The sequence below is a fragment of the Pseudooceanicola pacificus genome (assembly GCF_009789075.1).
GTDB classification, from domain to species: Bacteria; Pseudomonadota; Alphaproteobacteria; order Rhodobacterales; family Rhodobacteraceae; genus Pseudooceanicola; species Pseudooceanicola pacificus.
The window spans coordinates 87731-111523 of sequence record NZ_WNXQ01000006.1; the positions used below are offsets into that span (position 1 = coordinate 87731).

The 23793-nt window shown below is 66.7% G+C and carries 20 protein-coding genes; 4 read left to right on the forward strand and 16 right to left on the reverse strand.

The features are described 5' to 3' along the window. Nucleotide 1 precedes the first annotated feature (1 nt). From GLS40_RS11885 to repA, 3 genes are all read right to left on the reverse strand, one after another. A complete protein-coding gene (locus GLS40_RS11885) occupies nt 2-1126 on the reverse strand; it encodes a helix-turn-helix domain-containing protein (protein WP_160382947.1) in 1125 nt (374 codons plus the stop codon). Nucleotides 1127-1361: 235 nt separating this feature from the next. Continuing rightward, a complete protein-coding gene (gene repB / locus GLS40_RS11890) occupies nt 1362-2303 on the reverse strand; it encodes a plasmid partitioning protein RepB (RefSeq protein ID WP_160382948.1) in 942 nt (313 codons plus the stop codon). Further along, a complete protein-coding gene (gene repA / locus GLS40_RS11895) occupies nt 2293-3495 on the reverse strand; it encodes a plasmid partitioning protein RepA (RefSeq protein ID WP_160382949.1) in 1203 nt (400 codons plus the stop codon). Before repA ends, repB begins: the two co-directional genes overlap by 11 nt. A 552-nt stretch (nt 3496-4047) precedes the next feature. Here repA and GLS40_RS11900 point away from each other — a divergent pair. Continuing rightward, entirely contained in the window at nt 4048-6177 is a 2130-nt protein-coding gene (locus tag GLS40_RS11900; protein ID WP_202076102.1) for a N,N-dimethylformamidase beta subunit family domain-containing protein, read from the forward strand. A 33-nt stretch (nt 6178-6210) separates the two neighbouring features. On the opposite strand, the gene GLS40_RS11905 is transcribed toward GLS40_RS11900, so the two are convergent. Together GLS40_RS11905 and GLS40_RS11910 are read right to left on the reverse strand one after the other, a co-directional pair. Continuing rightward, nucleotides 6211-7545 carry an aspartate aminotransferase family protein gene (locus GLS40_RS11905; protein ID WP_160382950.1) on the reverse strand — a complete coding sequence of 445 codons (1335 nt, stop codon included), beginning with the start codon at nt 7543-7545 and terminating at the stop codon, nt 6211-6213. A 112-nt stretch (nt 7546-7657) separates the two neighbouring features. Next, complete coding sequence (locus GLS40_RS11910; RefSeq protein ID WP_202076104.1) at nt 7658-8461, reverse strand: N-acyl homoserine lactonase family protein; 804 nt, start codon at nt 8459-8461, stop codon at nt 7658-7660. A 217-nt stretch (nt 8462-8678) separates the two neighbouring features. Between GLS40_RS11910 and GLS40_RS11915 the strand changes: the two genes are divergently transcribed. Further along, nucleotides 8679-9443, forward strand: coding sequence for an IclR family transcriptional regulator (locus GLS40_RS11915; RefSeq protein WP_160382952.1), 765 nt, complete (start codon nt 8679-8681; stop codon nt 9441-9443). A 43-nt stretch (nt 9444-9486) separates the two neighbouring features. Continuing rightward, nucleotides 9487-11199, forward strand: a complete 1713-nt coding sequence (locus GLS40_RS11920) for an acyl-CoA dehydrogenase family protein (RefSeq protein WP_160382953.1) — start codon at nt 9487-9489, stop codon at nt 11197-11199. 12 nt (nt 11200-11211) lie between these two features. Here GLS40_RS11920 and GLS40_RS11925 read toward each other — a convergent pair whose 3' ends face one another. The 11 genes from GLS40_RS11925 to GLS40_RS11975 all read right to left on the reverse strand — a co-directional run bounded on the left by GLS40_RS11925 (nt 11212) and on the right by GLS40_RS11975 (nt 22846). Next, nucleotides 11212-11667 carry a MaoC/PaaZ C-terminal domain-containing protein gene (locus tag GLS40_RS11925; RefSeq protein WP_160382954.1) on the reverse strand — a complete coding sequence of 152 codons (456 nt, stop codon included), beginning with the start codon at nt 11665-11667 and terminating at the stop codon, nt 11212-11214. After that, complete coding sequence (locus GLS40_RS11930) at nt 11664-13262, reverse strand: AMP-binding protein (RefSeq protein WP_160382955.1); 1599 nt, start codon at nt 13260-13262, stop codon at nt 11664-11666. The genes GLS40_RS11925 and GLS40_RS11930 overlap by 4 nt, the downstream gene beginning before the upstream one ends. After that, nucleotides 13262-13972, reverse strand: coding sequence for an ABC transporter ATP-binding protein (locus tag GLS40_RS11935; RefSeq protein ID WP_160382956.1), 711 nt, complete (start codon nt 13970-13972; stop codon nt 13262-13264). The genes GLS40_RS11930 and GLS40_RS11935 overlap by 1 nt, the downstream gene beginning before the upstream one ends. Beyond that, a complete protein-coding gene (locus GLS40_RS11940) occupies nt 13969-14733 on the reverse strand; it encodes an ABC transporter ATP-binding protein (protein ID WP_160382957.1) in 765 nt (254 codons plus the stop codon). The genes GLS40_RS11935 and GLS40_RS11940 overlap by 4 nt, the downstream gene beginning before the upstream one ends. Beyond that, a complete protein-coding gene (locus GLS40_RS11945; protein WP_160382958.1) occupies nt 14730-15605 on the reverse strand; it encodes a branched-chain amino acid ABC transporter permease in 876 nt (291 codons plus the stop codon). Before GLS40_RS11945 ends, GLS40_RS11940 begins: the two co-directional genes overlap by 4 nt. A gap of 13 nt (nt 15606-15618) precedes the next feature. Next, a complete protein-coding gene (locus tag GLS40_RS11950) occupies nt 15619-16488 on the reverse strand; it encodes a branched-chain amino acid ABC transporter permease (RefSeq protein ID WP_160382959.1) in 870 nt (289 codons plus the stop codon). A gap of 10 nt (nt 16489-16498) precedes the next feature. Next, a complete protein-coding gene (locus GLS40_RS11955; protein ID WP_160382960.1) occupies nt 16499-17629 on the reverse strand; it encodes an ABC transporter substrate-binding protein in 1131 nt (376 codons plus the stop codon). 80 nt (nt 17630-17709) lie between these two features. Further along, the gene (locus tag GLS40_RS11960) at nt 17710-18876 is read right to left on the reverse strand and encodes an acyl-CoA dehydrogenase family protein (RefSeq protein WP_160382961.1); all 1167 of its coding nucleotides are present in this window, start codon (nt 18874-18876) and stop codon (nt 17710-17712) included. 11 nt (nt 18877-18887) lie between these two features. Beyond that, on the reverse strand, nt 18888-20792 hold the full coding sequence (locus tag GLS40_RS11965) for a TRAP transporter permease (RefSeq protein ID WP_202076106.1): 1905 nt from the start codon (nt 20790-20792) through the stop codon (nt 18888-18890). 78 nt (nt 20793-20870) lie between these two features. Next, on the reverse strand, nt 20871-22022 hold the full coding sequence (locus tag GLS40_RS11970) for a TAXI family TRAP transporter solute-binding subunit (RefSeq protein ID WP_160382962.1): 1152 nt from the start codon (nt 22020-22022) through the stop codon (nt 20871-20873). Nucleotides 22023-22072: 50 nt separating this feature from the next. After that, nucleotides 22073-22846 (reverse strand): enoyl-CoA hydratase/isomerase family protein, encoded by a 774-nt coding sequence (locus GLS40_RS11975; protein WP_160382963.1) that lies wholly within the window; start codon nt 22844-22846, stop codon nt 22073-22075. Nucleotides 22847-23021: 175 nt separating this feature from the next. Between GLS40_RS11975 and GLS40_RS11980 the strand changes: the two genes are divergently transcribed. Then, nucleotides 23022-23792 carry an IclR family transcriptional regulator gene (locus tag GLS40_RS11980; protein ID WP_160382964.1) on the forward strand — a complete coding sequence of 257 codons (771 nt, stop codon included), beginning with the start codon at nt 23022-23024 and terminating at the stop codon, nt 23790-23792. Nucleotide 23793 lies beyond the last annotated feature (1 nt).

Genomic DNA, 23793 nt, shown 5'->3' on the forward strand with positions numbered 1-23793 from the left:
GTCATCCCGGCACCGCCTGTGGACCACGGCCAACGGATGCAAACCGCGCCTTTGCCGCGATCCCGGCGAGATAGCGCCCGGGGTTTTCGACTTGTTCGATTTTCATCGCAATGCCGTCCATTGCCACCAGTGCCGGCATCGGGCCGATGGTTGAAACGACCTGCGACAGGGCGGGGGGCTGAATGCCCAACATCGCCCCGAAATCGTAGATAAGGCGCAACAGCCCCTGCTCCGTTCTCGGCGGGTCGGGGAAGAAGGCCGGGACCGTGTTTAACGCGGACCAGCTGATCGGGTGGGTTGCGGTTTTTTTTGTATCTGGATTTTCTGGTTCTTCGTGGCGGACGTTTTGTCCGTCAGAGGCGGGCAATTGGTCTGTCCCGGCGTGTTCTGCACCGGGGGTATCCGGTGCGCTCCCGGCTGTCATGTCCGCCAGCAGCGCGCCCAGGCTGCGGATCAGGTCCCGGGCGGTGGCCAGGGTCAGGCCGACACGGCGCACGGCGTTGCGCGCGGCGTCCAGCGTCTCCAGCATCCGGGGGTCGCGGGCAAGGGCGAGGCAATCCGCCCGCAGCCGCAGGATACGGGCCTTGAGCCCGCGCAGCTCGGCCTGTTCCTGGCGGCGGCGTTCGGCCATCTGCAGCAAGGCCTGTGCGCGTTCCAGCAGCGGCGACAGGTCGATCCCGTAGGCCCCCACGATGCGCCCGCCGCGCTGGAGCGGGAACCGCTTGCCATTGGCGCTGTCACGGCGCCGGATCAGGCCGACCTCTTCCAGCCGCTCCAGGTGCCGCCTGAGCTGCCGGTCGGTGATCCCCTTGGCGCGAAAGCACAGCGTTTCGTTCGCGGCAAAGACGGTGAGCAGCGTCGCGGGTGTGATCGGTGCCTCGGCCCCCGACTTCGGGTCCTTGCAGGGCAGGCAGCTCAGCAGCGCGTCCATGACGACAACCGAGGCCGCGCGCAGGCCCAGATCCCGGGCAACCGTGTTCACTGCCGCCATCAGCGCGCGCCGGGTCACGGGGGCAAAGTGCGGCTGCACCTCTATCGTTCCCATGCCCGCAAAGGGCAGGGGGTGTGGTTCGGCACAGGTGTCCTGTGCCCCGACCGTCACGGCCGCGACCTGTTCAAGATTCATCCGATTTCAGACGGCAAAAATGGACCGTTCACCGAGATCGGTGTTGCAGCGATTCGATTTTGGGGGTACCAATAAAGTGCTAGTAAATCGGGACCCTCTGGAGTGCTTCACCGCCTTCGGGGGGTTTCTTTTTGCGCTTCTGTCTGCCTCCTTGCTGCTCTGTTTTGCCTGTCGTTGTCAGGTTGCCCGTGGACAACCCAATTAAATCAATGGGTTACCTGTTCCATTGAATGCCTCAACTCTCTTTTTCGGCCTGCCAGTCGCGGTAGAGCCGGTCCAGGTTCTCCTCGACATAGGCGATAAAGCCCTTTTCCTTCGCCTCGGCGACCTGGATCGTCAGACGCCGTTCGCGTGCCTTGTACGAGACCGAGCTGCCCCTGACCCGGGGCAGGGGGGCCGCCGGACCACGGGTCGCCTTGGCCATCATCCGCGCGCTCTCGCCCGCCTGCAGGGCGGCGATCAGCGCGCTCAGCCGTGCGGCGGGCGTGCGGTCGCTGGGCAGCATGTCCAGCAGGGCGGCCTCGGCCGGGGCGCCGGGTTCGCGCACCAGGCGCCGCAGTTCCAGCCAGGGCCGCCGGCCCGCGTCATGGGCCGCACCGATGCCGTAGATCACCGCGTCCGGCACGTCGCGCGCCACGCCGATGAGCTTGCTGAGCGTGCCCTTGTCCACCGCCAGCACCTCGCCGATTTCGGCACGGGTGAACCCCTGATCCTCCAGCCGCGTGGCAAAGATCGCCTGTTCGATGAAACTGCGTTCCAGCCGGGCGGAGTTTTCCAGCGCCTGCGAGACAAGCGCCTCGCGCTGGTCCATCTCCTTGATGTAGGCCTTGACCTTGATCCCCAGGGCCCGGCAGGCGGCGATGCGGCGGCGGCCGTAAACCACCTCGTACCGCGGCCCGGCCCCGCGCCTGTAGCGCAGCAGGGCGGGGAGCTGCTGACCCGACACGCGGATCGACTCCACCAGATCCTCCAGCCCCTCGGTGACATCGAAACGGTCGGCGATCTCGGAATCCGCGATCTCGGCGACGTCCACCTCCTGGGCGGATTGCGAGGAGACCTGCGACAGCACGTCGGACATGCTTTTCAGCGATCGCGGCTTGCCCTCGCCGGGCGCCGGGGCGTCGCCGGATTTCGATCCCATCTGGGCCAGGCTCTTCGCCAACAGGTCACGCTTCATCGCTGCCTCCACGGCCCCAGGCGGCCTGGATCATTTCCTCGATATCGTTCGAGAAGCTGACCACCGACTCCAGCGCCCTCTCATAGGTCTTGCGGTTCTTGGACCCGGCCAGGTCGACCTCGAAGATCGTCTTCTGCGACAGGCCTGCCTCGCTTACGGCCGAGGATTTTACGAAAGGTGTACGGATCACGCTGTCGCCCAGCAACTCGCGGATCCATTCGGCCAGGTCGGCCTGGGTGCTGATCGCGGTGTCGAACCGGGTCAGCAGATAGGCGAAATTGTCATAGGCGCTGATGCCGCCGTTGGAGTGCAGCACCTCCAGCACGCCCGAGGCCATCGTCAGGAACTGGCTGGCCGAGGCAAGGTCGACCCTCTCCGGGATGATGGTCATCAGGATCGAGGTCGAGGCGCAGACCGCCGACATCGTCAGATAGCCAAGCTGCGGCGGGCAGTCGATCAGGACGATGTCGTAATCGTCCTCCACCTGCCTCAGCGAGTCGCGGATGCGGTTGAAAAAGACCGGCTGTTCGCCCCGGCTCAGCGCGGTTGGCGTCTCGGTCTCGAACTCCGACAGCAGGATGCCGCCGGGCACCAGGTCGAGGTTGGGGAAATAGGTCTTGCGCAGCACCTCGGTGATCGGGGCGCGCGAGGTGTCGCCATCGTTATAGCGGATCGCATCGTAGAGCGTGCCGCCGTGGCGAAAGTCGATCTCGGGCTGGTAGCCGAAGAAGGTGGTGAGCGAGGCCTGCGGGTCGGCGTCGATCACGCAGACGCGATAGCCGCGCAATGCCAGACGCATGCCCAGCGTGACCGTCGTCGTGGTCTTGCTGCTGCCGCCCTTGAAATTGACGGTCGACCAGATCTGCAGCTTGTCGCCCGGGCGCCGCCCCGGCAGGAACTGAAAGGGGTCCTTGGCGTTCTGTGCCAGGATATTGCGGATTTCCAGCATGTTTTCCGCGGAATAGAGCCGCTTGTTCCCCGGCCCCTGTTCCACCTCGGGAATGCGGCCGTCAAAATGCGCCTTGCGCAGGTATCCATCGCTGACCCGCAGCAATTCGGCCACCTCGGCGGTGGTAAAGCTGCGGAGCGTCTTCTCTTCCTTGGGGGCAAGGAAGAGCTTGGACATATGCTCCAAGGCTTCGGAAAGCCTGTCGGCATCCGCCTTCAACTTGTCGTGCAACACGGGGTGCATGCGCTGGCCTGTCTCGATCCGCCCGTTTCGCGTTACTGACGTGGGACTGCCCTGACCCACCCTGTAGAAACGCGATAGACGTGTTACTTGTTCTTTTCTCGTTACAGGTATGCCGGTTGCCCTGAAAGATCTCAAGAAAAAATGTACTGCCGCCGTTTGCGTGGCCAGGAGGCACTTCACCCATATCGAGTGTGCCGGGTCTTGGGCATCAAAAAAATTAGTCTCTAATACGTTGAATTTACCGCTCAAAATTTTGGCCGAGTTATCCACAGGCTCGCGGTCCCCCGTGTTCTACCCAATCCGGTCTTTCAGGGCCAGTAACGCGATATGGTCGCGGGCGCGGCTCACGGATCCGCGAATTTGCGTGACTACGATTCGACCCGCTCCGGACAGTTCGGACGCTATCGGACCGGTCTGCACCGGTTTCCTGTTACCACAGCGGGATATTGCACGACGCGCTCCACAGTCGTGGCCCGTCTGTCTGCAGGCTTGTAGGCCGGGGCGAAACGTGCAGGCTCTACCAGGCGACATGCGCGTGGGAGGATTGCCAGAATGACAGATCAAAACCGGGCCGTGCCGCCGCTGACCGGATATCTCGACCGCCTGTCGGCCCGACCGGGAGAGCGCATCTGCGTCAAGACCTCGGCCGAGGCAGCAGGGGAGGTTGCCGCCCGGGTGGTGCGCATCTGGAACGCCGACGCCAACCCCGCAGGGATGGGCATCCAGACAGAGGCGGTGCCGGGCCTCGATCTGGGAACATATCCCGGGCGCAGGCAGGTGGCGCAGATGGGCAGCTGGGGCTGGGTGCCCCTGGGCAATGTCCTTGACGCGCCCAAGGTGCACCTGTCCTTCGGCTTTCAGCCCTGGTTGCTGGGCGAAGACGGCGGCACGCTTCTGGCACTTGACACAGGCTGGACCCTGACCGCCCGGACCGACGGGCTGGAACTGGCGAACTGGCGCGAGAGCATCACGCTTGCAATACCGCTGAAGCGCAGGGTCTGGTACCGGGTGGCGCTCTCCTTCGACCTGCGGGCGGCTACCGTTGCGATGTCGGCAGCCTCGTCCGACGGGTTGCAGGCGGCCGAGACCTCGGGCGCGCTGATCTGGGCGCCACAGGCCGCGACGCGGCTCTGTTTCGCGGCGGCTCCGGGGCCGGGCGGCATGAGCGGGCATCTGAACGGGCGCATGGAGGATATCGTCATCCGCGCCCATGCCGCCGACGGCCCCATCCTGGCCAACTGGGATTTCACCAAGGGCATGCAGGGGGTCAGCGTCATCGACTCGGGCCCGCATGGACTGCATGGCCAACTTGTGAACCTGCCGGCCCGCGCCATGCGCGGATCCCGCTGGACGGGGGAGGAAATGGCCTGGCCCCATGCCAGATCGCAATATTCCGCGATCCATTTCCATGAGGACGACCTGCATGATTGCGGCTGGTCCACCGACCTGGAACTGACGATCCCCGACGACATGGCCTCTGGCGTCTACGGTGTCGAACTCACCCAGGGCGAGGTGACCGACACGATCCCCTTCTACGTCCTGCCGCCCAGGGGCAGGACCACGGCCAAGGTCTGTTACCTCGCCTCGACCTTTACCTACATGGCCTATGCCAACCACGCGCGCGACAACCTCGACGAGGCGATGGAGGCGCGGATAGCCGAATGGGGCACCCCGCGCGGGCCGGACAGCTACCCGGGCTTCGGCTTTTCGACCTATAACTTCCACCCCGACGGGTCGGGCCATTGCCTGTCCTCGCGGCTGCGCCCGATCCTGACCATGCGCCCCGGCTTCCTGACCTTCGCGATCCACGAAGGCTCGGGTCTGCGCCATTTCCCGGCGGACGGGCATCTGGTCGAATGGTTCCGGCAAAAGGACATCCCCGTCGACGTGATCACAGATGAGGACCTGCACCGCGAGGGGCTGGGGCTGATCGCGGAATACGACTGCCTCGTGACCGGATCGCACCCCGAATATCACACCCCCGCGACGCTGGACGCGCTCAGGGACTATTCCCGGCAGGGTGGCAATTTCTGCTATCTCGGCGGCAACGGCTTTTACTGGAAGATCGCGGTGAACGACAACCTCCCCGGGGTGATGGAGATCCGCCGGGCCGAGGGCGGCATCCGGGCCTGGGCTGCGGATGCGGGCGAGGCGCATAACATGCTCGATGGCCAGTACGGCGGCATGTGGCGCCGCAACGGGCGCGCGCCGCAACAGGTCGGCGCGGTCGGCTTCTCGTCGCAGGGGCTGTTCGAGGGGTCGGGCTATCGCCTGACCGAAACGGCGCGCGATCCGGCCTATGCCTGGATCTTCGACGGCGTGAGCGAGGACCCGCTGGGCGATTACGGCTTTTCCGGCGGCGGCGCGGCGGGGTTCGAACTGGACCGCGCGGATTTCGAGCTGGGAACGCCCGAGGGCACCGTGGTGCTGGCGCGCAGTTTCGATCACGGTCCGAATTTCGTCTGCGTGCCCGAGGAACTGCTCAGCCACCTCAGGACCGTGACCGGCGAGCCGCCGCGCGACCTAGTCCGGGCCGAGATCGTCTATGCCGAGATGCCGGGCGGCGGGCATATCTTCGCCACCGGCTCGATCACCTTCTGCGGCAGCCTGCCGTGGAACGGGTTCGACAACGGCTGCGCGCGGATGCTGGAAAACGTCGTGCGCCGGTTTATCGGCGGCTGAGGCCGACCCGCCGCCGTTTCCCGGGGTCGGAGGTTACCGCCCGACCTGCGCCAGCCCCGCGTCGACCCCGTCGCCAAGGCGCGCGACAATCGTGTCGATCTGCGCCTCCGTCACGTTGTAGGGCGGGGCGACCAGCAGGTGGTCGCCTCTGATCCCGTCCACCGTCCCGCTGCCGGGATAGACCAGCAGGCCAAGGTCGCGGCAGGCGTCGAAGATGCGGCCCGCCATGCCGTCGGAGGCGGCAAAGGGGGTCTTGTCGTCCCGGTCGGCCACGATCTCGATGGCCTGGAACAGGCCGCGCCCCCGGATGTCGCCGACATTGGGATGATTGCCGAAACGGGATTCCAGCCGCTGGCGCAGCTTTTCCCCCATCGGCGCGACGCGCGCGGCCAGCCCGTCGTCGCGGATCACATCCTGCACGGCCAGCGCCGCGGCACAGGCAACCGGATGCGCCATATAGGTGTGCCCGTTGACAAAGCTGCGCCCGGCATCGGAATAGGCGTCATGCACCGCGGCGGTGCACATGGCGGCGGCGATCGGCTGATAGCCCCCGCCCATCCCCTTGCCGAGGGTCACGATATCGGGGGCCGCGCCGTCTTCCTCGATGGCGAAGAAGGGGCCGCAACGGTTCACGCCGCACATCACCTCGTCGCTGATCATCAGGATGCCGTAACGGTCGCAGATCTCGCGGATGCGGCGGAAATAGCCGGGCACCGGGGGCACCGCGCCGGTGGTCGCGCCCACCACGGTTTCCGCCAGGAAGGCCGAGACGGTGTCGGGGCCAAGGCGCAGGATCTCGGCCTCCAGGCTGTCGGCGGCGCGCAGGCCATAGGCCTCGGGCGTTTCGCCGGGCAGGGCGTGGCGGTATGCGAAACAGGGATCGACCAGCAGCGCCTCGGGCATCATCGGCAGAAAGGGCGTCCGCCGCGCGACATGCCCGCCACGGGCCAGCGCGCCCAGGGTGTTGCCGTGATAGCTCTGCCGCCTTGCGATGACGCGGTGCCGCCCTTCGTCGCCGCGCGCCAGGTGATAGCCGCGTGCCATCTTCACCGCCGTCTCGACCGCCTCGGACCCGCTGCCGACGATAAAGACCTTGTCGAGCGGCAGGGTGGTCGACCGGCAGAGCCGTTCGGCCAGCGCCTCGGCCGGTTCGGATGTGAAGGCGCCGGTATGGGCGTATTCCACGGTGGCCGCCTGTTTGGCGATGGCCTCGACCACGCGCGGATCGCCGTGGCCGATGCAGCTGACCGCCGCACCGCCCGAGCTGTCGATATAGGTCTTGCCCTCGGCGTCGGTGATCTCGATCCCCCTGGCGCGGGTCGCGATGGCGGGGCGTTCGGGCGTGCGGTGGAAGACGTGGGTTGTCATGCGGCTCTCCGGGTCTCGCGGATGGTATCAGACGGGTCGGGCGGGCGACAGGCGGCTCGATGCGGTGGGGCAGGGCGTCTTGGCCCGGGTGTTGGGATCGGAGGGGCCGGTGCTATGAGTCGCGTGCAGCGGGGGTTGCATCCAGCCGCAGGATCCGGCCCGCCAGGTCGGGCGACACGGCCGGGTACAGGTCGGCGATCAGCGGGTCATGGGCCGGGATGATATGGGCCTCGCTGTCGGCCAGCTCGCGGATCAGATCGTGGGCGGCCAGCATCGCGCCAAGGTCGACCGCGATGGCGAAAGGCACGCCGCGGTCGAGCTCTTCGTAGTAATGCAGCGCGTCCGAGGCGAGCACCACCCAGCCCCGGGCGGTGCGAACCCGCAGGACCTCCTGCCCGGCGCAATGGCCGCCAACCCAATGCGCGCTCACCCCGTCGGCAATCCGCAGTTCGCGCCCGTGCAGGTGCAGCCGTCCGCCATGCAGCAGGGTCACCAGCTGGCCGATCTCGTCGGGCTTGTAGGCCTGGCGAAACGTGGCCTTTTCCATCAGCGGGCCGGTGACATAGGCCATCTCCTCGGCCTGCATCAGGAACCGGGCAGTCGGCAGGGCACCCAGGTAGCCCATGTGGTCGTAATGGGCATGGGTCAGCACCACCGTATCGACCGCCGCGGGGTCGACGCCAAGCGCGCGCCAGGCCTCGACCGGACTGATGACCTGCACATTGCCGGTTGCCGCGCCCTTCACCGGGTCCATCCCGGTGTCGACCACGATCACCCTGTCGCCGGAGCGCAGGACCCAGCAGTAGAAATCCATCTGCAGCGGCGCCAGCGGGTCGGCGTCGTTGATGAAGTTCTGGCCGCGTTTGCGGGTTCTGTTCACCGCGTGGCGGATCCCGAAGATCTCCCAGGTCGTCATGCTGCCTCCTGCGGCGGATGTGATCCCTGTGGGCATGGTGACAGCAGTTGCGCCCTCCGGCCAGTGCGGCGGTCGCTTCGCCGCATAGATGGCGAGGCGGGTGCCGCGCCCCGCCGGGGCAGGGGCATGGGGCAGGAGCATGGGGCAGGGGCTATTGCGGAAGTCCAAGATAGGGGATAATAAGTCCACACAGGTGGACTTATGGGGAGGCGCTTGTATGGTCCGGCAAGTTGAAAACGTGCTCCTTGTGCTGGAGTATTTTGCCGAACGGCGCGCGCCTGCCACCGTGGCCGAGATGACCGACCATTTCGGATGGCCGCGCTCTTCGGCCTTCAATATCGTCTCTACCCTTGCCGAACGGGGCTATCTGTACGAACCGCGCGCCAGGGGCGCCTATTACCCGACGCCCCGCTGGCTGACGATGGCCCAGGCGGTGTCCGAGGCGGATCCGGTGCCCGCTGCGCTGACCCGCGTGCTGGACCGGCTGGTGGACGAGACCGGAGAGACCGCGTGGATCGCGCGCGCCAGCGGATTGCATGTGGTGATGCTGGATGTACGCGAAAGCCCGCAGATGCTGCGCTATGTTGCGCGGCCCGGGATGCGGCTGCCGATCCATGTCACCGGCTCGGGCCAGGCGCTGATGGCCCGCATGGCCACCGCCGAGCGCGAGGCCCTGCTGAAACGCATCCGCTATCAGGCCTATAACCGCAATTCGCCGATGGAGGCCGAGACCGTGCGCCAGCAGATCGCCGACTCTGAGGAGCGCGGCTGGTTCATGTCGAATTCGGCCTTTTCGTCCGATCTGGCGGGGGTCGCCCTGCCGATCAGGATCGACGGACATGCCTATGCCGTCACCACGGCGGGCCCCGAAAACCGCTTCGTGCCCCGCATGCCCGAAATCGCAGCGGCCATCCGTGGCGCGGTGGCGGCGGAATGCGGGGCAGGGGCGCTGGACATGACACCACTGAGGGCCGAGGCCTGACACGAGACAACAGGGCCCGCCGGGGCCCGGGAGGAGGAAGCACATGCCCGAGATACACCGCAACATTCCCGACAGCGCCGGGCTGAACGCCTTTTACGCGGATCCGGCGATGCGGCAGCTGCTCAAGGTCTACCTTGACGCCGACACCTTTGCCGCGCTGCTGCCCCATCTCGACCGGATGGGGGCGCTGGCGGGCGGAGAGCTGGAAGAGCTGGCCCTGGCCGCCGACAAGAACCCGCCCGTGCTGCACCTGCGCAACCGCATCGGCGCCGACGACCAGCGGATCGAAAAGCACCCCGCCTATCAGCGGCTGGAGCACTATGCCTTTGGCGAATTCGGGCTGGCCGCCATGTCGCATCGCGGGGGTGTCTTCGGGCGGCCCGACACACTGCCGCCGCTGGCCAAGTATGCGCTGGTCTATCTGTTCGTTCAGGCGGAATTCGGGCTCTGCTGTCCCTTGTCGATGACCGACAGCCTGACGCGCACCCTGGTGAAATTCGGCGACCCCGAACTGGTGGCCGAATATTTCGACCAGCTGACCAGCCAGGACATGGATGTGGCGTTTCAGGGCGCGATGTTCATGACCGAACAGGTGGCGGGTTCCGATGTCGGCGCGATCGAGACGGTGGCCCGGCGCGATGACGACGGGGACTGGCGGCTCTACGGCGACAAGTGGTTCTGCTCCAATCCCGATGCCGATCTGGCGATGGTGCTGGCCCGGCCCGAGGGGGCGGGCGAGGGGACGCGCGCCCTGTCGCTCTTCCTGCTGCCCCGGCGTCTGCCCGACGGCAGCCCGAACGCCTATCGCATCCTGCGGCTCAAGGACAAGCTGGGCACCCGCTCGATGGCCTCGGGCGAGATCGCGCTGGAGGGGGCGGTGGCCCATCTGGTCGGCGATCCCGGGCAGGGGTTCAAGCAGATGACCGACATGATCAACATGTCGCGTCTGGCCAACGGCGTGCGTTCGGCCGGGATGATGCGCCGGTCGGTGGCCGAGGCGCTGTTCATCGCGCGCAACCGCACCGCCTTTGGCCAGCGTCTGGCCGATCTGCCGCTGATGCGCCGCCAGTTGCTCAAGATGCATGTCACGGCGGAACAGGGTCGATCCATGGTGTTTCACACCGCCCGCGTGCTGCAACGCGCCGATGCCGGGGATGCCACGGCGGCCAAGGTGCTGCGCATCCTGACCCCGCTGCTGAAGTTCCGGACCTGCCGCGATGCCCGCAAGGTCGCCGGCGACGCGATGGAGGTGCGCGGCGGCTGCGGCTATATCGAGGAATTCTCGGATGCGCGGGTGCTGCGCGACAGCCATCTCGGCTCGATCTGGGAGGGGACAAGCAATATCGTCGCGCTCGACGTCGCCCGCGCCACCCGGCGCGAGGGTGCGCTGGCCGCCCTGCGCGCGCATCTTGACGCGTTGTCGGACGAGGCGGGCAACATGCTGCCCGGCGGCCTGCGCGAGACGATGACCCGGGCCTGCGCCTATATGGAGGCGGTCGCCGCCGACAAGGCCCGCGAGGGCGAGGTGCGGCAGGCGGCCAGCGCGGTCTACAACGCCGCCTCGGCCGTGATCATGGCCTGGGAAGACGCGCGCATGTCCGGCTCCACCGGCGACCGCGCGCGGCTGGCGGCGATGGTGCTGAAACACAAGCTGCTGCCCGCCGATCCCCTGGCGGGCGGCGACGAGAGCGCCGATGCCGATCTGCTGGACCGCGCGATCCGCGAGGCCGAACCGATGCGCCAGGCGGCGGAATGAGGCGCGCCCGGGTCAGCCGTCGCGGCTGACCCGCACCAGCACGTCGGCGCGGCCCGAATGCGCCGCCCGGCCATGCTGGTTGATCAGTTCGAACTGCCGCCCGATCCGCCCGGTCCTGCCCGATTTGCCCAGGCTCTTGTCCAGGATCGTCAGCTTCAGATGCAGGGTGTCGCCGATATAGACCGGTTCGACAAATTTCCACTCCTGCACGTCCAGAAGGGCAACGGCGCTGTCTTCGAAGATGCCCAGCGTGTGCATCAGCCCCAGGCCCAGCCCGATGCCAAAGGCGCCGTGGATCAGCCGCTGACCGAACCGCGTGCCGCCGGCATATTCGGCGTCGTTGTGGATCGGGTTCCAGTCGCCGGTCAGCATCGAGAACATCGTCAGATCGGTTTCGGTGACGGTGCGGCCCTGGCTGGTGAAAACCTGCCCCGGCGCGAAATCGTCGTAGAACAGCGAATGGCTCATGCGCCCGTCCCGGCCAGCCGTGCCTCGGCCATCTCGCGCAGCTTGGCCTTCTGGATCTTCAGCCCGTTGGCGCTTTCGGTACTGGGGAAGGCATCGACCGTGACGATCATCAGCGGCACCTTGTAATGGGCGAGGCGGCTCTGTGTATGCGCCATCACCCGGTCGGGGTCGGGCGTCATGCCCCCCTCGGCCAGGACAAAGGCGACGGGCCGGGTCTTGCCCTCATGGGTGACGCCCACGACCTGCGCCTTGGCCACGCCGTCGGCGCCTTCGATCACCTCTTCGATTTCCGCCGGGTCGGTCAGGAAGCCCGAGAGGCGGATGAAATCGCCGTTCCGCGCGAGATAGACAAAGCTGCCGTCGCCGCGCAGATAGCCCGCATCGCCCGAGTGGAAATAACCCTCGTCATCCACCGCCTTGGCCGTGGCCGCGGGATTGCGGAAATAGCCCGAGAAATTGGTGGGCGCGCGGATCTCCAGCACGCCGGGTTCGCCATCGGGGCAGAGCGCGCCGGTTTCCGGATGACGCACGCGCAGCGCGGCGGTCTTGCCGGCGGCGGGCAGGCCACCGCCCTGCAGGCGCTTGTCGATGGCCATGTCCAGCGGCTGGATCGAAAACAGCGCGTTGACCTCCGACGCGCCGTAAAGCCCGCAGAGCGGCAGCCCCGCCTCGGCCATCTGGCGCAGCACTCCGCCCAGCCCGGGGGTGAAGGCGCCGAACCCGCAGAGCCGGGCGTGGTCAAAGGCGCTCCGGTCGCTCTGCCACATCAGGCGGAACATCTCGTCAGAGCCGAAGAAATGCGTGATCCCGGCGGATTTTGCGATCTCGATGGCCGGGCCCAGCTTGAAGACCGGCATGACATGGATCGGCGCGCCGCCCGCCAGCGCGCCAAGGGCCGAGTTCAGCCCGAAGACCCCGCAAAAGGGCATGGCGGCCAGGTCGCTTGCGCCCTGCTGGTCGAACCCGTAGGCGCTGGCGCAGTTGTAGGCATGCAGCGACAGGCTGCCCTGGGTGTGCATCACCAGCTTGGGCTTGCTGGTCGTGCCCGAGGTGGTGAAGAGCATCACCGGATCCGTCGGACTGGCCCGCTGCATCGGCAGCGGCTCGACCCCGTCGAGCGTGCAATGTGTCACTGTTACGCCCTGAATCGGCGGCAGGTCTGCGGCGTCGATGGCGGCCAGCGCGGTCAGATCCGGCAGGGTCGCAAAATCCAGCGCGCCGATCATGGCGTGGAAATCCGCATGCCGGTCACCGCTTTCAAAGACCAGCAAGCGCGCGCCGGAACTCGACAGGATGTGATGCAGCTCGGCCGTGCGGTAGCGCGTGTTCACCGCGGCGACGATGGCCCCGATCCGCGCGGCGCCGAACAGGAGCGCAAGCCAGATCACATGGTTCGGCAGCCAGACGGCCACCCGGTCGCCATAGCCCACCCCCTGCGCACGCAGCCAGGCGGCGGCCTGCCCGGTCATCCGGTCGAAATCGGCCACAGAGACCGCACGCCCGCCCTCCTCGACCAACACCGGCCGCCCGTCCCCGGCCGAAGACATGGCCAGCCGCGTGTCGATCATGCCGTCGAATGTGTGATCCTCGGTCATCAGTAAAGCCCCATCAGCTTGTCGTTGTCCGATAGCTCTTCCGGCGCGCCCTCCCAGATCATGCGGCCGGATTTCATCACCACGGCGCGGTCGGAGATCTTCAACGCCTCGCGCACGTTCTGTTCCACCAGCAGGATCGACAGCCCCTCGCGCTGCTGCAGGGCCCGGATCGGCGCCAGCAGGTCCTGGAACAGCTTGGGCGCCAGCCCGATGGAGGGTTCGTCCATCAGCAGGATGCGGGGCCGTGACAGCAGCGCCCGCCCGATCGAGACCATCTGCTGCTGCCCGCCCGACAGGGTCGAGGCCGGGCGGTGCATGAACTCGCGGATCACCGGCAGGATGCCCAGCACCCAGTCCACCCGTTCGGGCCGTTCGGGTTTGGGCACGCGGGCGGCGTGCATGCCCAGGGCAAAGATGTCGGTCACGCTGAGCGAGGGAAAGACGCCGCGCCCCTCGGGCACCAGGGCGATGCCGGTATCGGCCATCTCGCGCGGGGAGCATCCGGTCATGTCCTTGCCGTCGACCAGCACCTGACCGCCGTCGGGCGCGATCAGGCCGAACATGGATTTCAGCAGCGTCGACTTGCCGGCGCCGTTGTGCCCGATCATGCACAGCACCTCGCCCGGGTTCAGCACCACGTCGATGTCGTTGATCACGGGCCGCCCGCCATAGCCGGCCGCCAGCCCCGCGGTTTGCAGAACAGCGCTCATTCCCGGTCTCCGAAATAGATCCTGGCCAGTTCGGGGTCGTTCAGCACGGACTGCGGGTCGCCATCCGCCAGCAGCTTGCCCCGGTCGAGAAAGGCGATCCGGTCCGAAATGCCGATGACGATGTCCAGGTTGTGCTCGATGATGCAGACGGTCACGCCGCCGGCCACGTCCTCGCGCAGGATGGTCAGGAACCGTTCGTAGGAATTCGGATCCAGCCCCGATGCGGGTTCGTCCAGCAGCCACAGCCGCGCACGGGTCGCCATGATCCGGGCCATCGACAGGAACTTGCGTTCCGCATAGGCGAGGTCCAGCGCCCGGGTGTCGCGCTTGTCGGCCAGGCCGGTGCGCTCCAGCACCCGTTCGATCCGATCGCGCCGCTCGGCGCGGGCGCTGCTGCTCATCGGCAGGGGCAGGGCGCCGTATTCGGTGGCGTTCAGCACGTTTTCCCAGACGGTCATCCCGTCGAACAGGCGCAGGTCCTGGTAGGTGCGCATGACCCCGGCGCGGGCGATGCGGTGCGGCTTGATCCCCGCGATGTCGCGGCCCAGCCAGGTCACCTCGCCGCCGTCCCGGGCAAGATTGCCGGTGATCAGGTTGAAGAAGGTCGTCTTGCCCGCGCCGTTGGGCCCGACCAGCGTGGTGACGATGCCCGCGCGCAGGTCCATCGTCACATTGTCCACAGCCTTGACCCCGCCAAAGCTCTTGTCGAGGTTGCGGATCTGCATCAGCGGTTCGCCAAGTTGGGGGGTGGTGCTGCTCATCGGCCCGGCCTCCGCCCCACCAGCCCGCCGGGGCGAAAGATCATCAGCAGCGTCATGCCCAGACCGTAGATGATCTGTTGCAGCGAGCCGATTTCCGTCTGCGGCAGGAATTCGAAATACGAGATCACCGAGGGCAGGATCAGCAGGATCGCCGCGCCCACGATAGGCCCGGCCACGGTGCCGGTGCCGCCGATGATCACAATCGCCATGATCAGGACCGAGGTGTCGAGGGTAAAGCTCTCGACGTTGATGAAGCTGAGGTAGCTGGCGTAAAGCGCCCCCGCCAGAGCCGCCAGCCCGGCCGAGATCACGACCGAGATGGTCTTGATCATCGGGACGTTCTTGCCAAAGGAGGCCGCGGCGCTTTCGCTGTCGCGGATCGCGCGCAGGTTCCGGCCAAAGCTCGACCGGACCAGCGCCGTGGTGAGCAGCACCACCAGCACCAGCACCGCGACCGACAGGATGGCGAACTGGCCGGGGCGAAAGACCTCCCAGCCCAGCACGTCGACCGGGGGGATCGCCAGCACGCCGCCGATGCCGCCGGTGAACCCCTTCCATTCGGAATAGATCGTGACCGACAGCACCTGCAGGCCCAGCGAGGCGGCGACGAAATATTCCCCCCGGACCCTCAGCGCGGGCAGCGCCAGGAACAGCGAGACGGCCCCCGCCGCGACCATCGCCGCCGGGTAGCTGACAAAGATCGAGGGGCTGACATTCTGCGCCACCCAGGACGAGGTATAGGCCCCCAGCCCGAAAAAGACCGCATGGGCCAGCGAATAGATCCCCGCATATCCCATGATGAAGTTCAGCGTGACGGCGAGGATCGAATAGATCGCGATCAGGTTCACGAGGTTGTAGATATAGGCTTCCATCTGGTCCCCTCCCTCAATGCGCCGTTGCCCGGCCCAGCAGGCCCGAGGGTCGGATGATGATGAAGGCGAAGAGGATGGCGAAGGTCACCGCCTCGGTCCATTGCGAGTCCACGATCAGCAGGGCCAGGCTTTCGGCCAGCCCCAGCAGGACACCGGCCAGCATGGTGCCGGAAATCGACCCGATTCCGCCCACGATGGTCGCGGCCAGCGAGATCAGCATGACATGGTGCCCGATGGCCGGGCTCAGCCCCGTGGTGGCCGAGGTGATGATCGCCGCCGGGACCACGATGACCGAACCGATGGCAAAGGCCGCCGCCTGGATGGCGCGCGGGTTCAGCCCGAAGGTGCGCACCAGCTCGGGATTGTCGGCCAGCGCCCTGAGCGCCATGCCGGTATGGGTGCGCCGCAGAAAGAACTGCAGCCCGCCCAGGAAGATCGCGGCGCAGAGGATGGCGATCCAGGCCAGCGGCGAGACATAGACATCCGGGAACATCTCGACGCTGCGCGACAGCGATGTGTTCACCGTCACGTAGCCCCGCCCGAAGATCATGCCGATGACGTTCTGCACCGCGATGCCCACGCCGAAGGACGCGACAAAGACGGTGAAGAACGACCCTTCGTGCCGCTGGATCGGGACATAGACAAGCCGGTCCAGCAGCAGCCCGAAGGCGACCGCGCCAAAGGCCGAGGCCAGGATGGCGGGGATGACCCCCCATCCCGCCCCGAAGGTGGCGTAGAAGAAATAGGCCGCGATGACGAAGGACGCGCCGTGGGCAAAGTGGAAGATCCGCGTCGATCCGAAGATCAGCGAGAACCCCACCGCCGTCAGCGCATAGAGCGCCCCCGTCTGCAGGCCCGTGATGGCCAGTTGGATCGCCAGCATCGGGTGTGCCTCAGCCGCCGATCTGGACCGTGGACAGTGTCACGGTCTTGCCGTCCTTGATCTGCTTGACCTCGATCGGCGACAGCAGCGTGCCGTTGTCCTGGAAGGACACCGTGCCGCCCACCAGGTCGAAGGTCTTCATCTCCAGCCGCTTGGCCAGCAGGTTTTCGCCCGTGACGTCCTTGCCCTCTTGCTCCAGCGCGTGGGCCAGCAGGCCATAGAGCAGGGTGGCGTTGTAGTAGTTCACGTTATAGGCGGTCGGGTCCTTGTCGAACTTGGCCTTGAAATCGGTGACGAAGCGCTTGGTCACAGGGTCGTCGCTGGCGTAATCGACGGCCTGCCCGGTGACCACGATCCCCTCGGATTGCGGCAGGGCCAGCGCGTCGGGGGTGATGTAGCCGGAATAGCTGACGATCTGCGCATCGACGCCGTTGTCGCGCAGCTGCTTCACGATCTGCAGCTGTTGCGCGCCGTAGCTGGCGATATAGACCACATCGGGCTTGGCCGAGCGGACCTTGGCCGCCACGCCGGAAAACTGCTGCGCCGTGACCGGCACCGACAGCACCTCGACCAGCTCGGCATCGGTGCCTTCGAAGGCAGAGCCAAGCTCGCTCTGGATCGCCTGGCCGAAGGGATCGTCGATATAGACAAGGACCATCCGCTTCAGCCCCATCTCGCCGGTCAGGTAGGGCACGACGGCGCGCACCTCAAGGTTCACCAGCGGGATCACGTTCCAGAAATATTCGCCGAGGGCGGCGAGGTCAGGCCCGACGCCGCCGCCGTTTACGGCCACCACGTGATTGCGCTGGCCCAGGGTCGAAATCGCCTTGGACACGCCGGTAAAGGCCGACAGCGTGTAGGGCACGCCGGTCACGTTCACCAGCTTGGTCATGCCCACCACGGCGGGCTGGGGCAGGCCCTGGCTGTCCTCGTAGGCGATGGACATCGGCCCCGACAGCATCCCGTCGGCATTGATATGCTCGACCGCCAGATCCGAGCCCGCCATGAACACGTCGCCATAGACCGCGTTCGGCCCGGACAGCGGGAACAGCGCCCCGATGACGTGATCCTTGGCCATCGCAGGCAGCGCCAAGCCGGTCAGTACGGCAACCGCACCGGCAAATTTTAGTTTGTTCAGCATCTTGTCCTCCTCAGGTGCCCCTTCGCGCCGGGGCGGGCGTCTTGCGCGGGGTCTCCACGCCCCGCGCGGCCTTGTGCGCCTCAGGCGCGGTCGGCAAATTCCTTGACCATCCTCCGCGCGATGATGACCTGCTGGATCTGGCTGGTGCCCTCGTAGATCCGCAGCAGGCGGCAGTCGCGGAACAGTCTCTCGATCGGGTATTCCGCCATGTATCCGGCGCCGCCGTGGATCTGCAGCGCACGGTCGGCGACGCGGAATGCCATCTCGGAGGCGTAGAATTTCGATGACGACGCCATCAGGATCGCCTGCCCCTCGGTGTCGTATTTTTCCGCCGTGGCGCGCACCAGGTGGCGGGCGGCCAGCAGTTCCGCCTGGCTTTCGGCCAGCATGCCCTGCACGAACTGATGTTCGGCAATCGGCACGCCGAACTGCTTGCGATCCAGCGCATAGGCGGTGGCGACGTCCAGCATCCGCTGTGCCGTGCCCACGGCGATGGAGGCGACATGCACCCGGCCCCGGTCCAGCACCTTCATCGCGGTGCGGAACCCCTTGTCCAGATTGCCCGGCCCGCCGATGATCGCGCTTTCCGGCAGGCGCACATCGTCAAAGATCACGTCCGAGGTCTTGGTCCCCCGCTGCCCCAGCTTGCGGTCGGGCTTTGCGACGGTGATCCCGGGCGTATCGGCGGGCAGCAGGAAGGCGGACACCCCGTCGCCGCCGTCACGGTCGGGATTGGTGCGGGCAAAGACGGTGAACACCCCCGCACGCACGGCGTTGGTGATGTAGCGCTTGGTCCCGTTCAGCACGAAATCCGACCCGTCCCGCCGGGCGGTTGTCTTCAGATGCGCGGCATCGGAGCCGATATCCGGCTCTGTCAGGGCGAAACTGGCGATCATCTCGCCGGTGGCGAGGCGGGGCAGGTATTGCGCCTTCTGCTCGGGCGTGCCGTCCATGACGATGCCCTGGCTGCCGATGCCGACATTGGTGCCGATCAGCGACCGGAACGAGACCGAGGCATAGCACAGCGCCTCGATCAGTCTCGATTCCTGCAGGGTCGACAGGCCAAGCCCGTCGTAGTCCTCGGGGATCGACAGGCCGAACAGGCCCATCTCGCGCATCTCCTGCACGATTTCCTCGGGGATCTCGTCCTCTTCCTCCACCCGGGTTTCGGCCGGGATCAGCCGCTCGCGCACGAAACGCTCGACGGTGTCGAGCAGCTGGCGGAAGGTATCGTCGTCGACGGCCACGCGGGATCCTTTCAGGCGGTTGCCGGGCCGCGCAGGCGATGCAGGGCGAAGACCCCTGCCGCCACCACGACGCCGGCAATGTCAGTTAACGGTTCGGGATAGAGCGACAGCAGCGCCGCCACGATCACCACCGCGCGTTCCACCATGTTCAGCCGCCCCGAGAAGTAGAGCCATCCCGACAGCCCCGCCGACAGCAGCAGGACCGAGAAGCCCGCCGTCAGCAGCGCCAGAGCCACCTGCGGCGCGGGGGCCTGCCCGATCAGCGCCGGCTCCAGCACGAAGAAGACCGGCAGGATGAAGAGGATCACGCCAAGGCGCATGGCGGTGAACCCTGTCTTCATCGCATCCGCCTTGCCGACCGAGGCGGCGGTGATCGCGGCCAGCGCGACCGGCGGGGTGATGTAGGACAGCATGCCCCAGTAGAGGATGTAGAGATGGCTTGCCATCGGGTTCAGCCCGGCCTGCACCAGGGCCGGGGCCAGGATGATCGCAAGGAAGACGTAGCAGGCCGAGACGGTCATCCCCATGCCCAGCACGAACGAGGTCAGCGCCCCGTAGAACAGCAGCAGATAGACGTTGCCGTGGGCATATTGCACCAGTTCCCGCGCAAAGGCCGAGCCGACGCCGGTGATCGACAGCGCCCCGACCACCAGGCCGACACCCGCCAGGATGCCGATCAGCTGCGCCAGCGCGGCGCCGGATTCCTCGATGATCCGGGTCACCGCCAGAACGCGCGGGCGGTAAAGCGGGTCGATCAGGCTGCCCACGATCAGGATGCCGGTCGCGTACCAGGGGGCATAGCTTTCCAGCCGCAGCACCAGCAGGACATAGATCAGCACCGCCAGCGCCAGGACGAAGATCCAGCTTTGCCGCAGGACCGACAGGCCGGTGGGGATCTCGTCCTCTTCCGCGCCCTGCAGGTTGTTCTTGGCGGCGTAGCAATCGGCCTGCAGCAGCAGCGCGGCATAGAACAGCAGCGAGGGGATGATCGCCGCCGCGATCACGTCGCCATAGGGCACCGCCAGGAAGGTCGCCATCAGAAAGGCCGCGGCCCCCATGATCGGCGGCATCAAGGTGCCCCCGGTGGAGGCGCAGGCCTCGACCGCGCTGGCATATTGCGGGGAATAGCCGGCCTTTTTCATCGAGGGGATGGTGAAGGTGCCCGTGGTGATGATGTTGGACACCACCGAACCCGACAGCGAGCCGAAGAGCGAGGAGGCCACGATGGCCACCTTGGCCGGTCCGCCCCGGGTGCGGCCCAGCAGTTTCAGGGCCAGCGCCATGAAGAATTCGCCCCCGCCCAGCATCGCCAGAACGACGCCGAAGATGATGTAGCCGATCAGCAGGTCGGCCACGACGCGGAAGGGGATGCCGATGATCGACTCGGTGCCCATGGCATGGCCGGCCACCAGCGAGGCCCAGTTGAACTGGTTGCCCCAGAGCACCCCCGGCATGGAATCCGCCACCATCGGGTACAGGCCGAAGACCGCGCAGACGATGGCGAGGATCCAGCCGGCGCAGCGGCGCACCGCCTCGATCGACAGGACGAACAGGATCGAGGCGCTGACCGTGGGCCAGAACGGGGCGGAATAGGACCAGCCCGCCGTCATGATCTTGCGCGCGATCGAGGCGAAATAGAAACAGATGACCAGCGCCAGGATCGCCATGATCCAGTCGGCAATCCAGAGCGTCAGGGGCCGCTTGTCGCGGTTGCCGGGCATCTTGAGGAAGACCACCGCCAGGAAGGTGCCAAGCAGCGCGTAGTAATACGCCGAGGTGATCGGCCGCATCCCCGGAGAGACAAGGGGCAGCGATTGCACCATCGCCATCGCGATGCCGATGACGGACAGCACGATCACGACGATGCGCGACAGGCGCATCATCGCCCCGGTGTCGGATGCGGTTTCAGTCTGCATGAGGGTCCCCCGGTCGGTCAGAGACCCGTCCCGCGGCAGGGCGGGACGGGCAGGTCGCTTGGGTGGTGTCGGCCCGGATCAGAGGGTCGCGACGATCTCGGCGCGCTTGACGTTCCAGGCGTCGGCCAGCTCTTCGTCCGAGACACCGCTGTTGGCCGACAGGAAATCGGGCCATGCGGCGATCAGGGCCTCGATCTCGGCCACCGAGGCGTCGTTCCAGGCCTGCTGCTCGTCGGTCCACTGGCCGATTTCCTGCAGGTAGCGGATCGCGCCCTCGTGCAGCGGGGCGTCCATCGGCGTGGTGCCGGACATCTTGATGCCCCAGCGTTCCATGATCGGCGCCGCCTTCTCGTAATCCGGATAGCTTTCATCCAGCGCCTTGAGGAAGGCATAGGTCATGTCCGGATCGGCATCGTGCATCACGGTGACCATCGGATATTTGTAGGCCACCACGTCGACCGGATCCTTGCCGGTGACGCCGACCCCGATGTCTTCGCGGAACGGCGAAAAGAGCGGCGCGATCTTGTTCATGTTGGACCAGGCTTCCTTGTCGTTCGGGTCGAACGACAGCCACTTGATCCCGCGCGGGCTGGCCTCCAGCTCGGTCAGGGCGGCCGAGGTCAGGGCCGAACCCGCCGCATCCGCCTGCCCTTGGTTGAGCGAGCGCAGCGTGTCGCCGTAGGAGGGGAATTCGATCACCTCGACATCGTCGCGGGTCAGGCCCTTGGAGGCCAGCATCGTGTCGACCTTGATCGAAACCGAGGGGTTGGCCGCGGCATAGGCGACACGCTTGCCGCGCAGGTCCTCGATCGTCTCGATGCCGCTCTGGGCGGTGACCACGATGCCGAAGCTCGCCGGACGGCCGCAGATCGTGCGCATGTTCTGGGGGCCCCAGTCGGGCGTGGCGAAATCGAAGATGCCGCGTGTGGCGAAATAGAGCTCGTTCGCCAGCCATGCGGTGCTGGCCTGGCCCTGCTTCAGCGGGATGATCCGGCCCACGCCCGAACCCGAGGGCAGCAGCCGCACCCGGGTGCCGTAGTTCTTGATCATCGCATCGGCGATGGCGGTCGCCTCGACATAGCCGGTCGAACCGACGTCATAGGTGCTCCAGATCATCGTGTCGGGCAGGCCGGCGGGCTTGTCCTTGGCCCGCAGCAGCGCGGGGGCCATCGGTGTCGCCGCGGCGGCGCCCATCAGGGCCATCGTCTGGCGTCTGTTCAGTTTCGTCATGGTGGTTCCTCCCTTGGTAATCCCGGTCTCCCTGCCGGGGGATGAGACTTTCAGGTCCCGTTGAACATCGGTTCGCGTTTCTCCAGGAACGCGCGCCGGGCCTCGTCGTGATCACGTGTGGCGAACAGGGCCGCCTGGGCCTCGCGCTCTTCGGCCAGCACGGCGTCGAGGTTGCCGTGATGCCGGGCAATGGTAGGGCGAAGGTGGGCCGCCGGCAAAGGTGCAGATGGCACCAGCGCCGCTGCTTCGGCCAGGGCGGCGTCGAGCAGGTCGCCCTCGGCCAGCACATCGGCCAGACCGATTTCCACCGCTTCGGGGCCGCGGATTTCCCGCCCGGTCTGCATGAGGCGCTGCGCCCGTGCGATGCCGATCCGGCGCGGCAGGGACCACATGCACCCCATGTCGGGCACCAGCCCGACGCGGCCGAAGGAGGCGCAGAACCGCGCGTCCCTGGCGGCCACCACGCTGTCGCAGCAGATCGCCAGCGACAGGCCGCCGCCATAGGCCGCGCCGTCGACCGACGCCACCACCGGTTTGGGCCCCTGGGCGATCAGGCGGATGATGTCATGCAACACCTCCAGCCGTTCCAACGCCACGGGCACCGGCTGGCCCATGCCCTTGATGTCGCCCCCGGCGCAGAAACAGCCGCCCGACCCGGTCAGCACGATTGAGCGCACCTGATTGTCCGCATGGGCGGCCCGGAGCGCATCGCGCAGCGCGGCGCGCATCGGATCGCTCAGGGCGTTGCGCCGCTCGGGCTGCATCATGCGGATCACATGGATGCCACCGCCCCGAGTGGTCAGCGACAGGCAGTCAGATGGCATTCCGGCCTCGTCCAGGACTTGCCGATTCTGCCCGGAGTCTTGCGTCAGGCACTGAATATCCCTCCCTGAAACAGCGGGTTAGCGTGACGGGTCGCATCGGATTGCCTGCCCGAGAGGCCTTGCGCCGTTTGCATCATTCTTTATAAAGAAAAGCATTCGGACAAGAGAAAAATTCATGAAGGCCCCAGAGCCACAGAAATATGTAGGTGCCGTGGAAAACGCCGTCAGGATCCTCCGGCGCCTGGCCCAGGCGGACGAATCCGAAGGCGTGGCCATTGTCGCCCGCGAGACGGGGATGAATGTCTCGACCGCGTTCAACATTCTGAAAACTCTGACAAAAGAGCGCCTCGTCACTTTCGACGCCCAGACCAAGAGCTATGCCATCGGCTTGGGCATACTGGAGCTTGCAGCCCCGATGCTGGGACGCAACCCCACCGACGTGATTCGCCCCATCATGGAACAGATCAGCGCGGACCATTCTGTGCTGGTGGCCCTGTGGACGGTCACGCCGACCGGCCGGATCGTGCTGACCGACCGCGTGGTGCCGACCCGGGTCGTACATGCCGACATGCGCCAGGGCGCGCGCCTGCCGGATCTGGCGGGGGCCATCGGGCGCTGCATCGCCGCCGTGCGCAATCCGGATCGCGAAACCCTGCGCGACGCCTACGGCACCATGCGCTGGCAGCGCGAACCGGGGTTCGATGCCTATTGGAACGACGTCCAGCAGGCGCGGCGGGACGGCTTCGCCTTTGACTTCGGCAACCTGTTCCGGGGGCTGAGCATGGCCGCCGTCGCGATCCGGGATATCGAGGGTGCGCCCCGGCTGGGCCTGTCGGCGATCAGCATTGCCGACCAGATCGACGAGGCGGGGCTGCGTGATGCGGCTCTGGCCCTGCGGGAGGCGGGGCATTTCATCGAGGCGAACATGTTCGGGCGGCGCGACTGAC